Source organism: Priestia megaterium (genome assembly GCF_023824195.1).
In the GTDB taxonomy this organism is placed as follows: Bacteria; Bacillota; Bacilli; order Bacillales; family Bacillaceae_H; genus Priestia; species Priestia megaterium_D.
The window spans coordinates 3,264,360-3,282,239 of sequence record NZ_CP085442.1; the positions used below are offsets into that span (position 1 = coordinate 3,264,360).

At 39.9% G+C, this 17,880-nt stretch carries 27 protein-coding genes; 16 read left to right on the forward strand and 11 right to left on the reverse strand.

The window, feature by feature from the left end; all coding sequences use genetic code 11:
- The first annotated feature begins 15 nt into the window (after positions 1-15).
- Positions 16-399: a nuclear transport factor 2 family protein gene (locus LIS78_RS16705; RefSeq protein WP_028409274.1), complete on the forward strand. Its 384-nt coding sequence runs from the start codon at positions 16-18 to the stop codon at positions 397-399.
- 35 nt (positions 400-434) lie between these two features.
- On the opposite strand, the gene LIS78_RS16710 is transcribed toward LIS78_RS16705, so the two are convergent.
- Positions 435-1,259 carry an SPL family radical SAM protein gene (locus LIS78_RS16710; protein ID WP_195782634.1) on the reverse strand — a complete coding sequence of 275 codons (825 nt, stop codon included), beginning with the start codon at positions 1,257-1,259 and terminating at the stop codon, positions 435-437.
- A 436-nt stretch (positions 1,260-1,695) separates the two neighbouring features.
- Between LIS78_RS16710 and gvpA the strand changes: the two genes are divergently transcribed.
- The 10 genes from gvpA to LIS78_RS16755 all read left to right on the forward strand — a co-directional run bounded on the left by gvpA (position 1,696) and on the right by LIS78_RS16755 (position 5,828).
- Positions 1,696-1,974 (forward strand): gas vesicle structural protein GvpA, encoded by a 279-nt coding sequence (gene gvpA / locus LIS78_RS16715; protein ID WP_195782633.1) that lies wholly within the window; start codon positions 1,696-1,698, stop codon positions 1,972-1,974.
- Positions 1,975-1,997: 23 nt separating this feature from the next.
- Positions 1,998-2,261, forward strand: coding sequence for a gas vesicle protein GvpO (locus tag LIS78_RS16720; RefSeq protein ID WP_013057922.1), 264 nt, complete (start codon positions 1,998-2,000; stop codon positions 2,259-2,261).
- A gap of 23 nt (positions 2,262-2,284) precedes the next feature.
- On the forward strand, positions 2,285-3,055 hold the full coding sequence (locus tag LIS78_RS16725; protein ID WP_195782632.1) for a GvpL/GvpF family gas vesicle protein: 771 nt from the start codon (positions 2,285-2,287) through the stop codon (positions 3,053-3,055).
- Complete coding sequence (locus LIS78_RS16730; protein WP_014459264.1) at positions 3,052-3,309, forward strand: gas vesicle protein GvpG; 258 nt, start codon at positions 3,052-3,054, stop codon at positions 3,307-3,309. Before LIS78_RS16725 ends, LIS78_RS16730 begins: the two co-directional genes overlap by 4 nt.
- A gap of 9 nt (positions 3,310-3,318) precedes the next feature.
- Entirely contained in the window at positions 3,319-4,143 is an 825-nt protein-coding gene (locus LIS78_RS16735; protein WP_209150122.1) for a GvpL/GvpF family gas vesicle protein, read from the forward strand.
- On the forward strand, positions 4,140-4,391 hold the full coding sequence (locus LIS78_RS16740) for a gas vesicle protein (protein WP_033580517.1): 252 nt from the start codon (positions 4,140-4,142) through the stop codon (positions 4,389-4,391). The genes LIS78_RS16735 and LIS78_RS16740 overlap by 4 nt, the downstream gene beginning before the upstream one ends.
- Positions 4,381-4,665, forward strand: a complete 285-nt coding sequence (locus LIS78_RS16745; RefSeq protein ID WP_195782630.1) for a gas vesicle protein K — start codon at positions 4,381-4,383, stop codon at positions 4,663-4,665. Before LIS78_RS16740 ends, LIS78_RS16745 begins: the two co-directional genes overlap by 11 nt.
- Before the next feature lie 14 nt (positions 4,666-4,679).
- A complete protein-coding gene (locus tag LIS78_RS16750; RefSeq protein WP_013057928.1) occupies positions 4,680-4,997 on the forward strand; it encodes a gas vesicle protein in 318 nt (105 codons plus the stop codon).
- A gap of 32 nt (positions 4,998-5,029) precedes the next feature.
- Positions 5,030-5,158, forward strand: coding sequence for a hypothetical protein (locus LIS78_RS31455; protein ID WP_013057929.1), 129 nt, complete (start codon positions 5,030-5,032; stop codon positions 5,156-5,158).
- A gap of 145 nt (positions 5,159-5,303) precedes the next feature.
- On the forward strand, positions 5,304-5,828 hold the full coding sequence (locus tag LIS78_RS16755; protein ID WP_252284021.1) for a hypothetical protein: 525 nt from the start codon (positions 5,304-5,306) through the stop codon (positions 5,826-5,828).
- A gap of 140 nt (positions 5,829-5,968) precedes the next feature.
- On the opposite strand, the gene LIS78_RS16760 is transcribed toward LIS78_RS16755, so the two are convergent.
- Both LIS78_RS16760 and LIS78_RS16765 read right to left on the reverse strand, forming a co-directional pair.
- A complete protein-coding gene (locus LIS78_RS16760; RefSeq protein WP_209150124.1) occupies positions 5,969-6,409 on the reverse strand; it encodes a cell wall hydrolase in 441 nt (146 codons plus the stop codon).
- A 134-nt stretch (positions 6,410-6,543) separates the two neighbouring features.
- Positions 6,544-7,059 (reverse strand): dihydrofolate reductase family protein, encoded by a 516-nt coding sequence (locus tag LIS78_RS16765; RefSeq protein ID WP_252284022.1) that lies wholly within the window; start codon positions 7,057-7,059, stop codon positions 6,544-6,546.
- A gap of 90 nt (positions 7,060-7,149) precedes the next feature.
- Here LIS78_RS16765 and LIS78_RS16770 point away from each other — a divergent pair, with 90 nt between their 5' ends.
- Positions 7,150-8,109 (forward strand): helix-turn-helix transcriptional regulator, encoded by a 960-nt coding sequence (locus LIS78_RS16770; RefSeq protein WP_209150126.1) that lies wholly within the window; start codon positions 7,150-7,152, stop codon positions 8,107-8,109.
- Here the strand turns inward: LIS78_RS16770 and LIS78_RS16775 are convergent.
- The 3 genes from LIS78_RS16775 to LIS78_RS16785 form a co-directional block, all read right to left on the reverse strand.
- A complete protein-coding gene (locus LIS78_RS16775; RefSeq protein WP_195782626.1) occupies positions 8,024-8,275 on the reverse strand; it encodes a hypothetical protein in 252 nt (83 codons plus the stop codon). The genes LIS78_RS16770 and LIS78_RS16775 overlap by 86 nt on opposite strands.
- 122 nt (positions 8,276-8,397) lie before the next feature.
- The gene (locus LIS78_RS16780; protein ID WP_286676926.1) at positions 8,398-11,547 is read right to left on the reverse strand and encodes a bifunctional cytochrome P450/NADPH--P450 reductase; all 3,150 of its coding nucleotides are present in this window, start codon (positions 11,545-11,547) and stop codon (positions 8,398-8,400) included.
- A 26-nt stretch (positions 11,548-11,573) separates the two neighbouring features.
- On the reverse strand, positions 11,574-12,152 hold the full coding sequence (locus LIS78_RS16785) for a TetR/AcrR family transcriptional regulator (RefSeq protein ID WP_195782624.1): 579 nt from the start codon (positions 12,150-12,152) through the stop codon (positions 11,574-11,576).
- A gap of 303 nt (positions 12,153-12,455) precedes the next feature.
- On the opposite strand from LIS78_RS16785, the gene LIS78_RS16790 reads away from it, so the two are divergent.
- Positions 12,456-12,824 carry a nuclear transport factor 2 family protein gene (locus tag LIS78_RS16790; RefSeq protein WP_195782623.1) on the forward strand — a complete coding sequence of 123 codons (369 nt, stop codon included), beginning with the start codon at positions 12,456-12,458 and terminating at the stop codon, positions 12,822-12,824.
- A 70-nt stretch (positions 12,825-12,894) separates the two neighbouring features.
- On the opposite strand, the gene cotJC is transcribed toward LIS78_RS16790, so the two are convergent.
- The 3 genes from cotJC to LIS78_RS16805 are packed head-to-tail and all read right to left on the reverse strand — an operon-like array spanning position 12,895 to position 13,991.
- A complete protein-coding gene (cotJC, locus tag LIS78_RS16795) occupies positions 12,895-13,464 on the reverse strand; it encodes a spore coat protein CotJC (RefSeq protein ID WP_013083974.1) in 570 nt (189 codons plus the stop codon).
- A gap of 21 nt (positions 13,465-13,485) precedes the next feature.
- The gene (locus LIS78_RS16800) at positions 13,486-13,746 is read right to left on the reverse strand and encodes a spore coat protein CotJB (protein ID WP_025751042.1); all 261 of its coding nucleotides are present in this window, start codon (positions 13,744-13,746) and stop codon (positions 13,486-13,488) included.
- Positions 13,743-13,991 carry a spore coat associated protein CotJA gene (locus LIS78_RS16805; protein ID WP_013057939.1) on the reverse strand — a complete coding sequence of 83 codons (249 nt, stop codon included), beginning with the start codon at positions 13,989-13,991 and terminating at the stop codon, positions 13,743-13,745. The genes LIS78_RS16800 and LIS78_RS16805 overlap by 4 nt, the downstream gene beginning before the upstream one ends.
- Positions 13,992-14,193: 202 nt before the next feature.
- Between LIS78_RS16805 and LIS78_RS16810 the strand changes: the two genes are divergently transcribed.
- The gene (locus LIS78_RS16810; protein WP_195782622.1) at positions 14,194-14,556 is read left to right on the forward strand and encodes a transporter; all 363 of its coding nucleotides are present in this window, start codon (positions 14,194-14,196) and stop codon (positions 14,554-14,556) included.
- A gap of 52 nt (positions 14,557-14,608) precedes the next feature.
- On the opposite strand, the gene LIS78_RS16815 is transcribed toward LIS78_RS16810, so the two are convergent.
- Both LIS78_RS16815 and LIS78_RS16820 read right to left on the reverse strand, forming a co-directional pair.
- Entirely contained in the window at positions 14,609-15,238 is a 630-nt protein-coding gene (locus LIS78_RS16815) for a LysE family translocator (RefSeq protein WP_195782621.1), read from the reverse strand.
- A 27-nt stretch (positions 15,239-15,265) separates the two neighbouring features.
- Entirely contained in the window at positions 15,266-16,099 is an 834-nt protein-coding gene (locus LIS78_RS16820; RefSeq protein WP_252284023.1) for an AraC family ligand binding domain-containing protein, read from the reverse strand.
- Between the two features lie 220 nt (positions 16,100-16,319).
- Here LIS78_RS16820 and LIS78_RS16825 point away from each other — a divergent pair, with 220 nt between their 5' ends.
- Positions 16,320-17,141 (forward strand): sensor histidine kinase, encoded by an 822-nt coding sequence (locus LIS78_RS16825; protein WP_209150128.1) that lies wholly within the window; start codon positions 16,320-16,322, stop codon positions 17,139-17,141.
- The gene (locus LIS78_RS16830; protein WP_195782618.1) at positions 17,142-17,783 is read left to right on the forward strand and encodes a response regulator; all 642 of its coding nucleotides are present in this window, start codon (positions 17,142-17,144) and stop codon (positions 17,781-17,783) included.
- Positions 17,784-17,880 lie beyond the last annotated feature (97 nt).

Sequence of the window (17,880 nt, forward strand, 5' to 3'; positions counted from 1 at the left end):
CCAAAGGAGATTATCATGGAAAACTTAAATAGATATTTTGATTTATTCGATCAATCACGTACAAGCGAACAAGCATTTGAAGAATTAGTGGGCCTTTTTTCAGACGATATCGTATTTGTCTTAAACGGCCACGAAAAGCAAGGCATTGAAAACTGGAAGCTGTTTGTGAAAATGGTGTTTAAAGAAAATGCTGATATTAAGCATATGTTCGAAGGCTGGAAAGCAGTTGAAGGTACAGATAAGTTTGAAACGCCTTGGGCAGTATGCGGGAAACGTGCATCTGGCAGCGTATTTACTCAAACAGGAAAAGATATTGCTAAGCTAGATGACAGCGGGAAAATCAGCTATTTAGAAAACGTACCTGACGATACAAACATGTTTGATACGTATAAAAACTAATATAAAAAAAGAAGGGCTCTTCTGGCCCTCCTTTTTTACGGGGCAAACCCCTCTTGAGAAAGATAAATCATCGAAGAAGGATAAAATTTTTCAAAATAACGAATGGCTTTGGTATGAATGTCTTTGTCATACCAGTCTAGGAAACCGTGCTGCTCAAATAGTTCCGGCATCCCTAGCCTTTTAGACGTTTTACCCAAGGAGCCATCTCCTAAGTACAAGGTATCAATGCAAATCCGGTCCATCATTCCTTCTATTTTTTTAGGAAATTCAGGCGTAAAAGGAAGCATTGGAGCAATGGTTACTTGCGTTGAAACTCCGCTTTCTTTTACTTTTTTTAACGCGTTCATACGAAGTTTCATCCCCGGAGCATAAGGAGAAAAAATTTGTTTTACATCTTCTCGGTCCGTTTCAACAGTCATCGATACGCGAAGATCACATACTTTTTGAAGCTGTAAAAGCAAATCAATATCCCTCGTCACAAGGGGCGACCTTGTTTGAATCAATAAAAAATCAGGCGGATGATTGATCATCGTTTCTAAAAGGGCACTCGTGATGCCTGCTTTACGCTCAGCCGGCTGATAGGGATCTGTCGCTGAAGACATAAAGATGCGCACCGGCTGCTCTTTTTTTCGCAGTTTTTGTATTTCTTTTTGATAGACTTCAGCTGCGTTGACTTTCAGCTCTAGCCATGTCCCCCACTCCATCTCTTTAAAACGCTGAATTGGCAGCTCTCGCACGTAGCAAAATTTGCAGGAAAATGCACATCCGGCATACGGATTTAAACTATGAGTATAACCAGATGCCAAAAAGCCGGTCGCTTTTGTTAAAATACTTCTCGAAACCACGTCGCTTTTGTTCATCTTTCTCACCTCTTTGTCCAATAAGTATATCAAGTTCACAAATGAAAAAACTACTTTCCACATGGAAAGTAGCCCTTTATGTTTTCAATTCATCAACTTTGATTTTCTTTCTTTTCACTTGTCATTTCAAGTAAAGAGGTTAAATATGAATTTAACTCAAATTGGTCCTTTTCAATAAAATCAGATAATACCGGTTGCTCTTCTTTTCTCATCTTTCTCCACTCCTTTTGTTTTTTATGTATGTGTTTTCATTCATCAATGGATAAAAGTAATGTACTTAACTCTACCCGTATCTAAACAAAAATAATCATGGTATTTTATACTATTTTTTAATTTATGCACGTTTTATTTGTATATTTTTTACAATATCACGCACATTAATAGCAAGATTAGCAAGCGTATATATTTTACTATGCAACATGAGAGGATTTTCATCATGACGATTAACAAATCAAACGATTGTTCTAGTCTAGCTGAAGTAGTTGACCGCATCTTAGATAAAGGCGTGGTAATTGACGTATTCGCTCGTATTTCCGTTATTGGTATTGAATTAATTACCATCGAAGCTAGAATCGTGATTGCCAGTGTGGACACATGGCTGAGGTACGCCGAGGCAATTCGGCTGCTTCATAATGAAAGAGAAGATTTTCTTTCTTCGAATAACAGCGGAAAAAAACTTGAACAGCTAAACCTTTTACAAGATTTAGATTTATAAACTCATAAAGGTGGATTAGAGAAGTGAAAGTAGCCGAAATCATGGAATCCGTGACTGATTTTTTTAAAGAACACGTCGCTCCTCCTCACCGAATTATTTCGTATGAATCGATTCAAAATGGAGGATGGAAAATAACACTTGAAGCATTTGAAGAACAGGAGTATATGAGGCGCTATGCAAAGGATGAACTGCTCGGTATCTATGAAGTGCTGGTCAATAAGCAGCATAACATTACGTCTTTTTCACGCACCAGCCTGCGCTATCGAAGCTCTCCAGCAGAGAAGTAAGCTGATTATTTTAATGGAAAGGAATGAAACAGAAATCGATGAGTGAAGAAACGGGCATTTATATTTTTTGCAGTATTCCCGCCACCGAGGCGCATACGTTTGGCAGCGTCACGATTGATCATCAAGAAAGAGCTACTTTTACCATTCATTACCGAGATGCAGCTATAGTGGCTGCTGCCTTTCCTCTTAAAATTTATCGCCCTACAAAAGAGAACGTCACAGCGCACCAGCAGGTGATTTCCAAAGTAATGAATGAGCATGATTCAGTTATTCCAATCAGCTTTGGCAATGTGTTTCATAGTCAACAAGATGTTGAAATGCTGTTAGAAAACTTATACCCACAGTTCGCCCCCCTTTTCCCACAGTTAAAAGGAAAAATAGAAGTCGGACTAAAAGTAATTGGGAAACCGGACTGGCTGAAACAAAAAGTGAATCAAGACTCTTCTTTGCAGCAAGTACGAAACCCGCGTTCTGCCAGTGCTGATTTTTATAAACAAATTGCGCACGGAGAAACAGCTCAGAAATTCTTTTTAAAGCTTCAGCACGACTGTAAAAAAGAGCTCTATCAACATTTAGAACCGATGGCTGAAGCGTCGAGACTCAATCCTCCTATTGTCGAAACGATGCTTTTGAATGCTTCTTTTTTAATTGACCGAAAAAAAGAAGCAGCGTTTGATGAACGTGTAAATGACCTGTATGAAAAATGGAAGCACAAAGCGGATTTTAAATATTCCGGACCGTGGGCTGCTTATAACTTTATCAATATTCAACTAAAAGTAGAAGAGAATGTATGATTCATAAACTGCTGCTGTCTCCTGTCACGCTCATTGTAAAAGTCGGACAGAAAATCAAAGAAGAAGCGGATAAAGAACTTTACGATGTCTCTTTTATTCAGCAAAAAATCGTTCATCTTCAAATGATGTATGAGCTTGGAGAAATACCAGAAGATGCATATATGGAAAAAGAAAAAGAACTGCTGCTGAGGTATGAAGCAGCAAAAGAATATGAATTAAAAAGATGGGAATCAATGACGAAGAAACAAAAGTGAGGTTAAAAGATGGAAAAGCTCATTTATTTATATGGTCTAGTTCCAACCGAAGAAGCTAAGGAAATGCCCATTCCTTCCCTTGAAGGAATGAATCAGAACAACCCTATCTATGCTCTTTACTTTGATGACATTACCGCATTTGTATGCGACTTGCCAAGCGATGAGTATTCAGAAGAAATGCTGAAAGAAAAGATCGAGCACGATATGAAATGGCTGCAGGACCAAGCCATGCATCACCATGAGACTCTTCTTTTCTTACAAAGTCACTACACGCTTCTTCCAATGAAATTTTGTACGGTCTATAAAAGCAAGGAAAGCTGTCAAGAAAGTATTGTCGATAACAAAGAAAAAGCCCTCTCTTCTCTTCAGCTTTTAAAAAGATCTGAAGAATGGAATATAAAAGTGTATGCCCATACGAATTCTTTAAAGAACTATCTGCTAACCCATAATGAAACTATCCAAAAGAAAAAAGAAGAAATAACTACGTTGCCTCCGGGCAGGCAGTTTTTCGAACGTAAAAAGATAGAAAGGCTGATTGAAGAAGAAACAGAAAAAGAACAGCTTTCGCTTTGTGATCACTTGCACAGTGAGATAAGTCCTTACGCCGCTTATCATAAAATCAAAAATAACTGGAGTCAAAAAATAACCGGCGAGAGCTACAGCATGTGCTGGAACAGCATCTACCTTCTTTCAAAGAACAATGTGGAATCGTTTCTAAAAGCCATTAGCGACAATCAAACGTTTTATAGTGAAATGGGACTGAACATTGAAGTAACCGGACCATGGCCTGCTTATCATATCGACACTCTGCGCTCGGAGAAAGATGCAGGATGACATCGCTGCGAAAACAAACGCTCGAGCAAAAAGACATCGCCCTCATTGATATATTAGATGTGATCCTCGATAAAGGAATTGCCATTAAAGGTGATTTATTGATTTCAATTGCTGGAATTGATTTAGTCTATCTTGATTTGCGGGTATTGATTTCTTCTGTAGAAACGCTGATAGGCTCTCATGATCGTCAAATCATTTCTTCTCAGCAGTTCGAACAGGAAACGGAGGCGTTGCGAAATGGAAAATAGACCCAAACGAAACGGTCGCATTGAGCTGAGTGCGGAAAATGCTGAACAAGGCCTAGCGCAGCTTGTTTTAACCGTCATTGAATTACTGCGGCAGCTCATTGAAAAACATGCGATTCGCCGAGTCGACAGCGGAAACCTGACGGACGCTCAAATCGAAGATCTGGGCGTGGCGTTGATGAAGTTAGAGAACAAAATGGAGGAGCTAAAATCAGTGTTTAACTTTACAAATGAAGATTTAAATATTGATCTAGGTCCCCTAGGAAAAGTGTTATAACAAGGAGTGAAAAAATGGCGGCGGAACATAACGGGCAGCTGGGCACCATTGTAGAAGTATTGGAAAAAGTATTAGATAAAGGTCTTGTCATTGCTGGAGATATTAAAGTGCAAATTGCTGATGTTGAACTCTTAACAATAAAAATCCGGCTGCTTGTCGCTTCTATTGATAAAGCAAGAGAAATTGGCATGGACTGGTGGGAAACAGACCCTTACCTATGTTCAAAAGCAAATCAGTCTTATCAAAAACTCCAGGCGGAAAATGACAGTTTAACGCAGCAAGTGGCATCTTTAACGCAGCGAATTCAAGATGATTTGCTTTCGCTTGATTAACAGCTCACTTTATATAAGGAGGAATAACAAACATGAATCATGAACAAAAATCTACGCTGTCTCCTATTTCACAAGAGCAGCAAAGCCCCGATACTCAACTAACGGAAAAAGAAGAACGCATGCCGGAGTATACGCATACTTCGCTTAATCCAGATTCATAGAACCAAAAGAGAAATGCCGCGGCATTTCTCTTTTTAATGTTTTTACACTTTTCCTTATTAATCATGACATTGAAACAAATGGAGGTAAATACAATGAACATAGCGAATGAGTACCATTATCTATCAATTACAAAGGAGAACGAGCATGAAGAAAAAAGCATTTGGAGTAGTCTATGCTCTTTTAACGTTGTTCATTTTAGGTGCCTGCAGTACCGAAGACGTCGTGAACAAGGAGTCGGAGGCGGAAGTTTCCATTTCTACTACAGTTAAACCGCTGACAAAAAAAGAATTTAGTGAAGTTGAAACATCAGAGTTAACAAATCCTTCTAAAGAAGATTTTCGCAGCGTACGTATGATTCTTACGTTACGCGGTACCGATTCTCTGTCAGATATTCAAGTTAAGCTACCTCACTATAGAGAAGCTTTTAATAACATCAAAGATGATCAGCAAATAAGATATTGGTTTGGCAGCGGTGCAGATGAAGAGCAAGAAAATAAAAACATCTATACAAGAGAATTTGTCCTTTATACGAAAGGCTTAAACGATAAGCAAATTAAAGAAATTTTAGCAACAGGTAAGATCAAGACGTCTTGGGTATTAAAGGATACAAAAACGAAGGCGCAAGCGGAATTCGATGCCGGTGAAAACATAGAGTATGAAGCAAAATAAGGAATGTACAATTAGCAAAAGCCCCCTTTATTAAAAGAGGGCTTTCTCTTATTATATGAAGAACGACTACCTTGTCACCTGCAGCTAAAGGTTTGGATTTGAGGCCAGACTTTCAGAATGCAGCATATTTTCTAAGCTATCTACCCGTTATAAACGCTAGCGCATGTTCCGGATTTCGGCTCATAGTAACAGTGATTTTTGTATTGACCGGAAGCGGGTTGACCGTACCAGGTTGGAGGGCATGGAGCGTATGGATTAAAGTACCACAAGGCATATTTCCCCGGGTGTTCTCTCCAGTAATCCAAATTCTTTTTGGCTAGCCTTTTTTCAACACTTCTTGCTCTTTGGTAAAATACGTTTCCTTTTTGAACAGCTTCAAACGAATAGTTGCCTCCCTGCACCTGATAAATAACTTGCGGAACTGATCTTAAATTCTTAAAATCTAAACAGTTTGCTTTAAGACGATTTACAATGACATTTCCAACATACAGCATGCCTTGTTTTCCTTCGCCTTCAGCTTCTGCTCTCATCATCCTTGCCATTAAAGCAACGTCTGAATCTCGATAACTTACTCTTGGCATTTTTTCACCCCAAAAATATACTATGAGAAAAACCCGGTCTTGATGTCACTGTCCCTAAAATAACAATATTTGGATGTTAAATGCACGCTGAGCACACTGACACTACAGAAAGAGTTTCTATTACGAAGAGCTTATCATTTTTCATAATAAAGCTGAGCAATTTGCCCGTACTGTTTTATATCGGTAAGCTTCAAGTTCATTTCTGGAATCCCTTGCTTAAACAGCGGAATACCACCCCCAAGCAAAACGGGAATGACCGATATGATAAATTCATCCACCCTATTTGCTTTTAAGAAATCAGCGAGAATATCAGCACCTCCCACTAGCCATATTTTTTTCGTATCTTGATTGAGGTTGTTGAGAAATGACGCCAAGCTTTCGTTTATAAACTCTACATACTGATCTTTTCCTTGAGCTGAGCGGCTAAACACGTAGCACTTTTTATCGTGATAAGGAAAATTTGATGTGAGCTTCAGCACGTGGTCGTACGTAGCCTTTCCCATAACGACGGCATCACACGTTTGATAAAACGCTTCGTAGCCATTGTCTCCCTCTCCTTCTACGCTTTCCAGCCAGTCAATCTCTCCGTTTTCTCTTGCAATATACCCGTCTAAGCTTGCCGCAATATATACGACGATTTTTTTCTTCATTTCTTTTTCTCCTTTCAACTTTACTGTTTCTGTATGATATCATCTTAATACGACACTTTTTGTCATATTAAAAGAAAAAGGTGAAAATAAATGGCTAAGTCTAGACGGCTTGTTGATATGCTCATGTTTATTAATACAAAAAGAACGTTTACGGCAAAAGAACTAGCGGAGGAATTTGGTCTTTCCGTGCGGACCGTTCAGCGCTATTTACTGGACTTAAGTGAATTAGGACTGCCTCTTTACAGTGAAAAAGGACGGAGCGGCGGTTACAGAGTGTTAAAAAATTGTATTCTCCCTCCTATTTTGTTTACGGAAGAAGAAGCCATTTCTATCTTTTTTGCTTATCAAGCTCTGCAGTATTATCATGACCTTCCGTTTAATGCAGAAATTCATGCAGCTCTTCAAAAATTTTATGTGTACCTGTCTGAGGAAACAAAGAAAAAAGTAGATAAAATGAGTGCTCATATTGCGTTTTGGAATCCTAAAAGAAACCTAGACACTCTTTACTTAAAAGAGCTGTTAGAAGCAAGCTTTGCAGGAAAATATATTGAATTTCTTTATGATTCAAAGTCCGGTCAAACAAGAAAACAAGTCAAACCCCTTGGGATTTATGCTCATAACGGTTTATGGTACTGCCCTGCCTATTCCTACGATAAGCAAAAAGTATTATTGTTTCGAGCGGATCGTATTCACTCGTTAAAGGTTTTAGAACAAGACGAAAATATGTCCCTTACGTTAAAGGAATGGCTTGACACAGAACCGGTAAACACACAGCCGATTTCGTTAAAAGTAACCTTGACACACGAAGGCGTTCGTCAGTGTAAAGGCGTTCCGTGGCTTGAAAATCATGTGAAGGTAACGGATGACGGGGGCGGCTATATCAATACGACAACCGATGGAAATGAACTAAGCTACATGGCTTCTTTTTTCTATACCTTAGGGGCTCATGCTCTTATTGAAGAACCTAAAGAACTAATTGAAAAAATCTGCTATCATGCAGAAGAAACGCTAAGGCGCTATAAAAATGAGGTTGGGCCAAAAGACGAATAAATGGGAGAAATGAACTCGTATGGCTTGCATGTGACACCGCGGTTGATTTCCGTGCAAGGCTTCGCTTTCCGCGGGCGGCCGGTGAGCCTCCTCGTCGCTTCTGCTCCTGCGGGGTCTCACCTGTTCCGCTTTTCCCGCAGGAGTCTTCGCCTTGCCCTCCAATCAACCGCTAGAAGCCACTAAATAGATTAAATGCATATTCACCCTACCAATAAAAAATCCGAACGATTCATCGTTCGGATCTTCCTTCAACCAACTAAACAACTTTTATCCTAGCCGCTTTTTAATTTACCCAGCCCACACGTCTTTTGCGTATCGGCTTTTTTCTTCTAACTGCTGCAGCCATAAGCGAGCGTCTGCTTCACTCACTTTGTGAACTTCAGCGTAGCTTTTCATAAGCGTTGCTTCAACGTCAGGTGCCATTTGGCTTCCGTCTCCGCAAATATAGAAGTGCGCTCCTTGGTCAAGAAGTTCAATCAATTCCTTACCGTCTTGTTCCATAACGTGCTGAACGTATGTTTTCGGCTGATTTGGTACGCGAGAAAAAGCGGTATGAAGCGTAATGATGCCTTCATTTTGTGCGTTTTCAAGCTCTTCTTGATAAAGATAGTCTTCATGAGGTGAACGGCACCCAAAGTATAAATGCGCTTCTCCAAGCGACTGTCCTTGTTCTTTTAGCTGCTTGCGAGCCTGCACAAAACCTCTAAACGGCGCAACGCCTGTTCCTGGTCCCACCATAATAAGCGGTGTTTCAGAGTCTTTAGGCAGCGTAAAACCTGACTGCGGTGTGGAAACAAAGCACGTAATCGTATCTCCTTCTTGCAGCTCGGCAAGGTAGTTTGACGCAATTCCTTTGTATTCTCCGTATCCGCTCCACGCTTCTCCTGAGACAACGCTGACCGTGATGCTTGCTTGTTTTTCATTCACACGAGGTGATGAAGAAATTGAGTAATAGCGCGGACGCATACTTGGAAGAAGGGCGATAAATTCACTGAATTCCATTTCACACGCCGGATATTTTTCAAGCAGTTCAAGCATCGTTAAGCGTTTTGCCAGCACTTGTTCTTTGTACGCTTGCTTTTCAAGCAAGGCTTCAAGCTCCACTTTATGAGGCGGGCAGACCGTTTTAGCAGCCATTGCGCGAAGCTGCGTGCGCGTAACGGCATCTTGAAGCTCCACGTATTGCAGAAGCTCTTCTACTGATACCGTTTTGCCAAGTGGCAAATGAGCTAATTTTTCTTCTTCAGCTTCCAAACGGATTTGCTGTGATGCATCTAGATCGAACCTTGCTGTTACACGATTTACTATTCCTTCATAGTTGCGAGGAATAACACCTAAATGATCTCCTTCTTGATAAGAAGCTTCTTTTGGAAGTTCAATTTCAAGATGACGCGTGCTTCGTGCACTGCCTGGCTGTTGAAGTTCTTTGCTTGCTACGACGTTCGCTGAAAACGCACGGTGCATTTTCGCAAGCGGCATGTCCGCAGCGCTGTCAACAAATTGAAGTGAAAGCGTAGACGCATTTTCTTCGCTGTTTTCAATGTCTAAGTTAAAGTAGGCTGCTAAGTCACTCCACATGTGTTCACGCCATTCTTCGTATGTGCCTTCAAAGTCGTCACTTGCATCTGCTTCACCGCGTTCAGCTATGTTTTCTGCCCCTTTAGCGGCAAGCGTTTCATCAATAAAAGCAGGCACTTTTTGATACGTTGCCGCCCAGTTTTTATCACCGCATCCAAATACGGAGTAGCGAACGCCTTTTACTTCATCAGCAGACGCTTGGTCTAACCAGTCAACAAATTCCTTTGCGTTATCAGGGGGATGACCGTTATAAGAAGCCGTTACGATTAAAACAGCTCCTTCAAGCGGAAGATTTCCTGCGTGGGAATCAAGCGTTGCGACTTGCGGTGCGAATCCTTTGCTCATCGCAATATCCGCTAAATCACGCGCCGTTCCTTCGGCTGTTCCCATATTTGAACCGTATAGCACAAGAAGCGGCGTATTATGAGCGTTTTCTACGGTTTTGCGCTCTTTTTTAGCTGACTGCTCTCGGCTTGGTGAAGGAATGCCGCCAAGCGGAATTTGTTTCGATTTTGCTTTTACAACAAAGCCTTCAGGTTTTAACGTTAAGGTTTCTTTAATATCTAGCTCGTAGTTTGTATGGTCTTCAAAATCAAAGTGTTTTAGCATCATACCAAGTACAAGCGTTGCTTCATGAAGAGCGAACTGCTGACCGATACACGCACGCTGACCGTTTCCAAATGGTTTAAACGCATGCTGCGGAATCGCGCTTGGGTTTTCAAAACGCTCTGGGCGGAACTCTTCTACATCGTCTCCCCAAATCGTTTTATCACGGTGAAGCTGAGGAATCAGAACCATCAGTTCATCACCTTTTTCTAAAGGATATTCTCCTCCAAGCACCGTATCTTCTTTTGCATATAGGGAAAACGCAGGAGCCGTTGGCCATAAGCGCAGCGCTTCGTTTAAGACCATGCCCACATATTTAAGCTGTTTGACTTGTTTGTAGCTTGGAACAGGATCTACTAGAATTCGTGCTGCTTCTTCTGCTGCTTTTTGTAATACATGTGGATTTTTCACTAAGAAATACAGCGCAAATGATAAAAGACCGCTTGTTGTTTCGTGTCCCGCAATTAAGAACGTAATAATTTGATAGCGAATGTTCTCGTCATCCAGCGGCTCACCTGTTTCTGGATCTTTTCCGTTTAGCATATGCGTTAACAAATCATCGCTTTGTTCACCGCTTGCTTTGCGGTCTGCAATAATTTTATCTACTAAGTCGTTCATCACCTTAATGTCGTCTTGAAACTGGCGCTTATTTTCATCGTAAGCTGGGTCATCTGGATTTGCTCGCTGCAGCTTGTTCATCGCTTCATCTAGCGCACGTACCATACTTGTAATAAACGGATGAGGCTGATCTCGATAAAAGCTGTTAAAGCGGTAGTTAAATCCGCAAAGACCGATTGTATCAAGCGTTAAGCGCGTCATATCTTCCGGTACTTCAATATGCTCATCTGCATTTAGACGCTCCCACTTTTGAATAAGCTGCACGGCGATATCGACCATCATCGCATGATAGCCTTTCATTGCCTGCTGACTGAAGCTTGGAAGTAAGATATTATGCGCTTTTTTCCAATTTTTTTCGTGCGTCCAGCTTGTAAATAATCCGTCTCCTGCAAAATCACGCACAAATTTAAGCGCTTGACTTAAGTTTTTATCAAAGCGTGATTCATCGCATGCTTCCTTAATTAGACGCTGACTTGATAAGTAGCGCGTTACACGGCCAGGCGCTTCAAATTTAAAGATTTCTCCTAGTTCATCCGCAATTTTCATCAAAGCTTGAACTGGTTTATCTGTGTTTAATAACGGTAAGTTTTTAAGCTCTCCAAACGTTTTTGGCTGAGGCATTTCTTTAATTGTCATATTATCCCTCTTTCACTTGTTAAGTTTCATGATTGTCTGCTAAGTGCTGCCCAAAGACTTTCTTCTACGTCTGTAAGTAATTGATTCGTTAAATTTAAATAGTCATTTTCAATTAGTTCATATAACTCCATAAAGCTTCCAAATAAAATAGCAATTAGCGCATTTTCAGGAAGATTTCTAATCACACCTTGCTTTTGTCCTTCTCTGAAGAACGTGCAAACAAATCCCACCAGCTTTTGATATGCTAAGCGGCTCTCTTCCGTTAAAAAAGCTCCTTGGCTATGAGTTTTGATAAACCCAAGAGCCCGAGGATGATTTTTAGTAAATGTCACCATACCTTCAAAGATATGATGAAACCCATCTCGGTATCCTTCTCTTTCGTTTGCCAGGCCGCTTTCAATGCACTGTAAAAACTCATTGACATGCTGCTGAAATAATTCATTTACAAGGCTTTCTTTATTTTTAAAGTAGCGATAAATTGTTCCTGCTCCTACTTTGGCATTCTCTGCAATCATTGGCATCGTTGTTGCATCAAATCCTCTTTCTGCAAACAGCAGAAGCGAAGCAGAAAAAATCGCTTTTTGTTTTGTTGGAGTAGATTCCACTTTATCACCTCTTTTCAAAAACGGAATGAACGTTCATTCCGCTACAATTACAAGTATAAAAAACTGCATCTTAATAGTAAAAAGATAACTAGAAAAGTGGAAAGAAAAGGTTCTTTCATTCTAATTTTATACCATTTAAAGGTAATTAACCGAGTCTTTCAGAATCTTTTGTGCTTACAGAAAATCAGTCCACTTATCCCCTCTATTAACATAAATTAACACAATTTATTAAGGACAGAAGTTTAAAGGAAAAGCAACGTGGAAATAGAAAAGAGTTACACAAGGCGTAAAGGAGGGTAAAAAATGAACCAAGCAACAGTTATAGAATACGAAGAAATGCTTCGCTCAGCCATGCTTTCTAATAACATAGAGCTATTAGAAGAATTACTTTCAGATGAACTTATTTTTGTGAATCACCTTGGGGAATGGTTGTCAAAAGAAGAAGATATAAATGTTCATCGTTCAAAAAGTCTTGATATAGCGGGCATCGAAGTGTTGGAACAAGAAATTAAACTGTTTCAAGAACTTGCCGTTACGGTTACAAAAGTAGCGTTAAATGGGGCGCTGGCAACTGGTGAAGCTCTTGGAGGAGAATACTGCTATACGCGAGTTTGGAAAGATGTTGAAGGGAAATTAAAGGTTGTTTCTTGTCACTGCAGTTCTAGCGCGTAACCAACGCAGCCACAATAAAAAACATCCCTCCTTTCGTTTGCATTCGCCAAGGGGGATGTTTTTTTGCTAGTTAAAAGATTTTCTTCCTGTCTCTGTCATCTTTTAAAATCTCCACGGCCTCACGGAACCGCTGTGAGTGAACAATCTCTCTTTCTCTTAAAAATCTTAAGCTGTCGTTTAAATCAGGATCATCTGATATATCAATTAACCATTGATATGTAGCTCTTGCTTTTTCTTCTGCAGCTATGTCTTCATAAAGATCTGCAATCGGATCTCCTTTTGCCTGTATATAAGTAGCTGTAAACGGAACCCCAGCAGCATTATTATAATAAAGCGCACTATCATGGTTCACATAGTGTTCTGCTAATCCCGCTGCCTTCAGCTGCTCCGGCGTTGCATCTTTTGTTAGCTTATAAATCATCGTAGCAATCATTTCAAGATGAGCAAACTCTTCTGTCCCGATATCGTTTAGTAATCCAACAACTTTATCGGGAATCGTATAGCGCTGATTTAAATAACGAAGTGCTGCTGCAAGCTCTCCGTCCGCTCCCCCGTACTGTTCCATTAAATATTTGGCAAGCGTTGGATTACACGTGCTTACTTTCACTGGATACTGCAATTTCTTTTCATACACCCACATATAGTTCCCGCCTTTATCTGCTTATATTTGCCATGGCCAAGGGCTTGTTCCCCAGCTCCACTTCCCGTCGGTATAGCTGTTTCCATACTGCTGGAGCGGCCCGTACTTTGTTTCAAAGTTTCTTTTTAACTGCATAGCCTGCTGCGCGTATTCGTTAAACTGCTGCATAGCCTGCTGGTCATTTGGATGGGTATCTAAATACAGTGTTAATTCTACTAGTGCAAAATCAATCGCCTGTATTTCTTCTAAATCCTGATAGTACTCCGGAGGTAGTTTTTTCATTCTTCATCCCTCTTCTTATCTTTGTATGGATTTTCATAGTAGTCCCAAAAAGCCGGCCACAGCGTTCCTTTTTTTAGCGCTTCTTTCGGTGAAAACTGCTGCAGATTCGGCGGCTGAAATCCCATGTATAATTGAGGCGGCGTAGAATAATATTTAACTCCTATCGGCCGGCAAGGATCATAGATACTGTGGAAAGGTTGATAGGTCTTAACCGGTGTAAACATCTTTTTTGGATTGTTATCCATGAAAAGTCCTCCTCTAAAAACACACTCTGTTTTATCCTATTCAGCTTTTATCGAGTTCATGAAGGAATTTATTTCCGACTTAGGAACCAAACTTTTCTTCATAAAAAAGACCTATGTAAAAAACGTTATAGTTGCCTAATTCCTCTAGGCAGCTTTCTCATACTTTATAAAATAGTGATAAAAAAATAGGGGTGATTAAAAAATGGACATTAATTACATGGATTTTTATTCTTACCCAGCAAGATTTCCTGGACCTCAACTCCTGCCCGGTCCACCTAGACCACCAGGCGTTTTACCTACACCTAACCTGCAGCAAGCCCCAACTTCCCCTCCGCCGGCATTTATTCCAGCTCAACAAACGGCAACTCCATTTGCCGTTGACCCAGGAGCCATTTCTCTATGTCTATTCCGCAATACGTTCATATGGCTTAGAAACGGCTCTAGCTTCTGGTATTTTCCTATTTTTGTAGGACCGCGATCGGTTGCAGGATTTAGATGGAACGGACGTTTTTGGACCATTTTCGGTGTCGATACACGACAAATTATTTCGTTTACGTGTTTTTAAACGTAAAAAAAGCCTTATTTTTCAATAAGGCTTTTTTGCTTGCTAACTACTATTACACTATTGTTTTTATCCCAAAACCAATCAGCAGCACTCCGCTGCATTTCTGAAAAGCTTTTTGAAACACCGGTTTTTTAATCCACCTTTTCACGTAATCTATTACATACACCAAGATTAAAAACCACCCTACCGCGATGAACGTAAGAATAAAACCAAGCATCAGCAGCTGTTGATTCGTGTGAGCATCCACATTAATAAATTGGGGCATGAATGTAATATAGACTAATACCGTTTTAGGATTAAGAAAATTACTAAGAGCTCCCTGTATGTATGATTCTTTATAGCAGTGATTAGATGAAGGCTTAACAGCTTTTTGTTCTTCTGAAATGTGCTCCAATGAGAGCGTGTTTTTTGTCAGAAATACCCTGATGCCTAAGTAAAATAAGTACGCTGCACCTATATATTTAATGGTGTTAAACAGGTACACAGACTGAGCTATAGCAACAGACAAGCCAAGCACAGCAATGAACGTCCAAAACGTGAGACCTGTAGCCATGCCGAGTATGGTAAAACGTCCTGCTTTTGCTCCATGATGAAGCGTATTTTTCATGATAAGAATCGTATCAGCACCAGGTATCATCGACATAACCAGCGCCATCAGCATGTAAGCAGCTAAATGATCCACAGTATTTCTCTCCCTTTTAAGCTATTACTAGCATCCTGTTTTCTTTTCATTTTCAAATATTTTTATATATTGTTTTGGCGTTAACCCAACCTGGCTTTTAAAAAATTTAGTCAAATGGCTTTGATCACTAAATCCCGTTAAAAAGGAGACGTCAATTGGCTTCTTCCCCTGCTCTAGCAGTTTTTTAGCCTGATTGATTCGAATCGTCTCTAAGTAGCTGTATGGAGAGATACCTTTTTGCTTTATAAAAGAGCGCAGTAGCCGATATTTACTCCATCCAATTAGCTGACTTAATTCATCCAGCGTGATCTTTTTTTTATAGTTTTCTTCTAAATAGCTGCAGATTGTTTTGATTTCATCAGATGTGTCAGCAGCTGACGAAAAAGAAGAAAGGTTTGAATGATCGTGCATAAGTTCTTCTAGCAAATATAAAAATAACTCTTCTTTTTTGAACTCATGCTCACCATTTAAAATTTGCAAATGAAGCTCTTTTAAACTAGATACAACTTCACTTGCTTGCACCACGTTTCTGTTGAAACGCGGAAGACTTTCACTGCCGTTAATGTCAAAAACAGCTTTTTTCATCACGTCTGGCGTCACATTAATACAGCGATAATCAAGCGTTTTGCCATCTATTTGCTCACAGCTATGCGTATCATACGGATTAAACAGCAGCAAATCTCCTGGGTTAATGATGTATTCTTTGCCTTGGCAAATTAAATGGCGCTGACCTTCTTCAATAAATCCAATCACATAATACTCGTGAAAATGAGCAGGAAACTTTTGCATAATTCCTTTAAAGCGGTAAGCTTCAATATGTAAAGCCGCATCAACGTGCGCTGTCCGAATTTCTTTTGTCATCGATGAATCCCTCCTTGTCACATACTAAGTCATTTAACCATACCATTTACTTTAGGGTTTTTCTTGTATGATATTGCAGATAAAGCTTTTTCCCATTAATTTCATTCAATCGAGAGTTACATCCAATCACCCTTAAGAGTGATTTCTCGTCTTTCCTCTAGCAATTTCCTGCTCAAATGATAAAATATAGACACATTTTATGAACGAAAGAAGGGCTAACGTGAAGTACAGACAAATTAAATGGCTCATTTTACTTCTTCCGACTTTGACCATCGCGCTTTGGGAGTATATTCGCCATGCTTTTTTGCTTCCATATATTTCAATGGATATGGGAAATGTCCTTTCTCCGCTGCTTGTCTTTTTTGTAACGCTCGTATTTGTCCGCTATTTATTTTCTGTTTTAGAAAAAATACAAGAGGAGCTAAGACAAGAAAAAGAAAAGAAAGCAGCGCTTATTGAGCGTGAAACATTAGCTCGTGAACTGCATGACGGCATTGCACAGTCGCTTTTTCTCCTATCCGTCAAAATGAATAAATTCGGAAGAAAAAACAAATTGGAGCAGGATCCTGATTTTATCCGGATGAAGCAAACTCTGCAGCATGTTCATGACGATACGCGTCAAGCGATTACGAATTTAAAGCACTCTCCGTCTGACTCTTCCGAAAGCTGGACCGAAAGCATTCATCAATACGTCGATGATTTAACACATACTCATTTTCTGGATGTAAATCTAGATTGGAGACTGTCAGAAACAACGCTGTCGAGAAAAGAAAAGAATGAGCTGTTTGCCTGTGTAAAGGAAGCGGCTATGAATGTAATCAAACATGCAAAAACGAATAAAATCTGGATTACAGCCACTGAAACGGCGGGGGGGTGGATTTGTGAAATTACAGATTTCGGTACAGGTTTTACGGCCGACTCTCTCAAGTCCGGTCTTGGTTTGCAAATTATGAAAGATCGTGCAAAGGATATGAACTGGGACTTTTCCATTCAGCGAAAACAGAACCAAACCATTGTTAGTATTAAAAAGGAGGTTATGTAAATGCAGCCGTTTCGTATTTTAATTGTAGATGATCATGCTCACGCAAGAGAAGGCATTCGTGATATTTTAGAAGAATATGAAGATTTTATAATTGTTGGTGAAGGAACCAACGGGCAAGAAGCAATTGAACTAACCGAAAAATTAATGCCTGACATTGTGCTAATGGATATTGGAATGCCCGTGATGAATGGATTAGAAGCGACAAAACAAATTAAGCTTCAGTTTCCGTACGTTAAAATTGTTGTCATCACGGTTTCAGACGATATTACGGATTTATTTGATGCGCTGAAAAAAGGCGCACAGGGCTATTTGTTAAAAAACCTGCAGTCTGAAGTATGGTACGACTATTTGCGTGCATTCGCTTTAGATGAAGTTCCTATGTCAAAAGAAATTGCGTTTCAAATTTTAAAAGAGTTTCCGCAGGAAACATCGATTACAAAACCCGACACTCCCCTTTCTGCACGAGAGCTTGAAGTACTTCAATTAGTGGCTAAAGGACTGTCAAACCGCGATATCTCCGCGCAGTTATTTATTTCTGAACACACGGTAAAAAGCCATTTAAAAAACATTTTAAGCAAGCTTCATTTAGAAAATCGCGTGCAGCTGACAAGCTATGCGTTTCAAAATGGCTTAATGAACTAACAGCTTTCACGAGCTGTTTTTTTGTGTCTTGGTAGATGTGAAACATTCTATTTTCTATAAATTATCTGAAAACTATAATGAAGTTATTAGCGTCTGG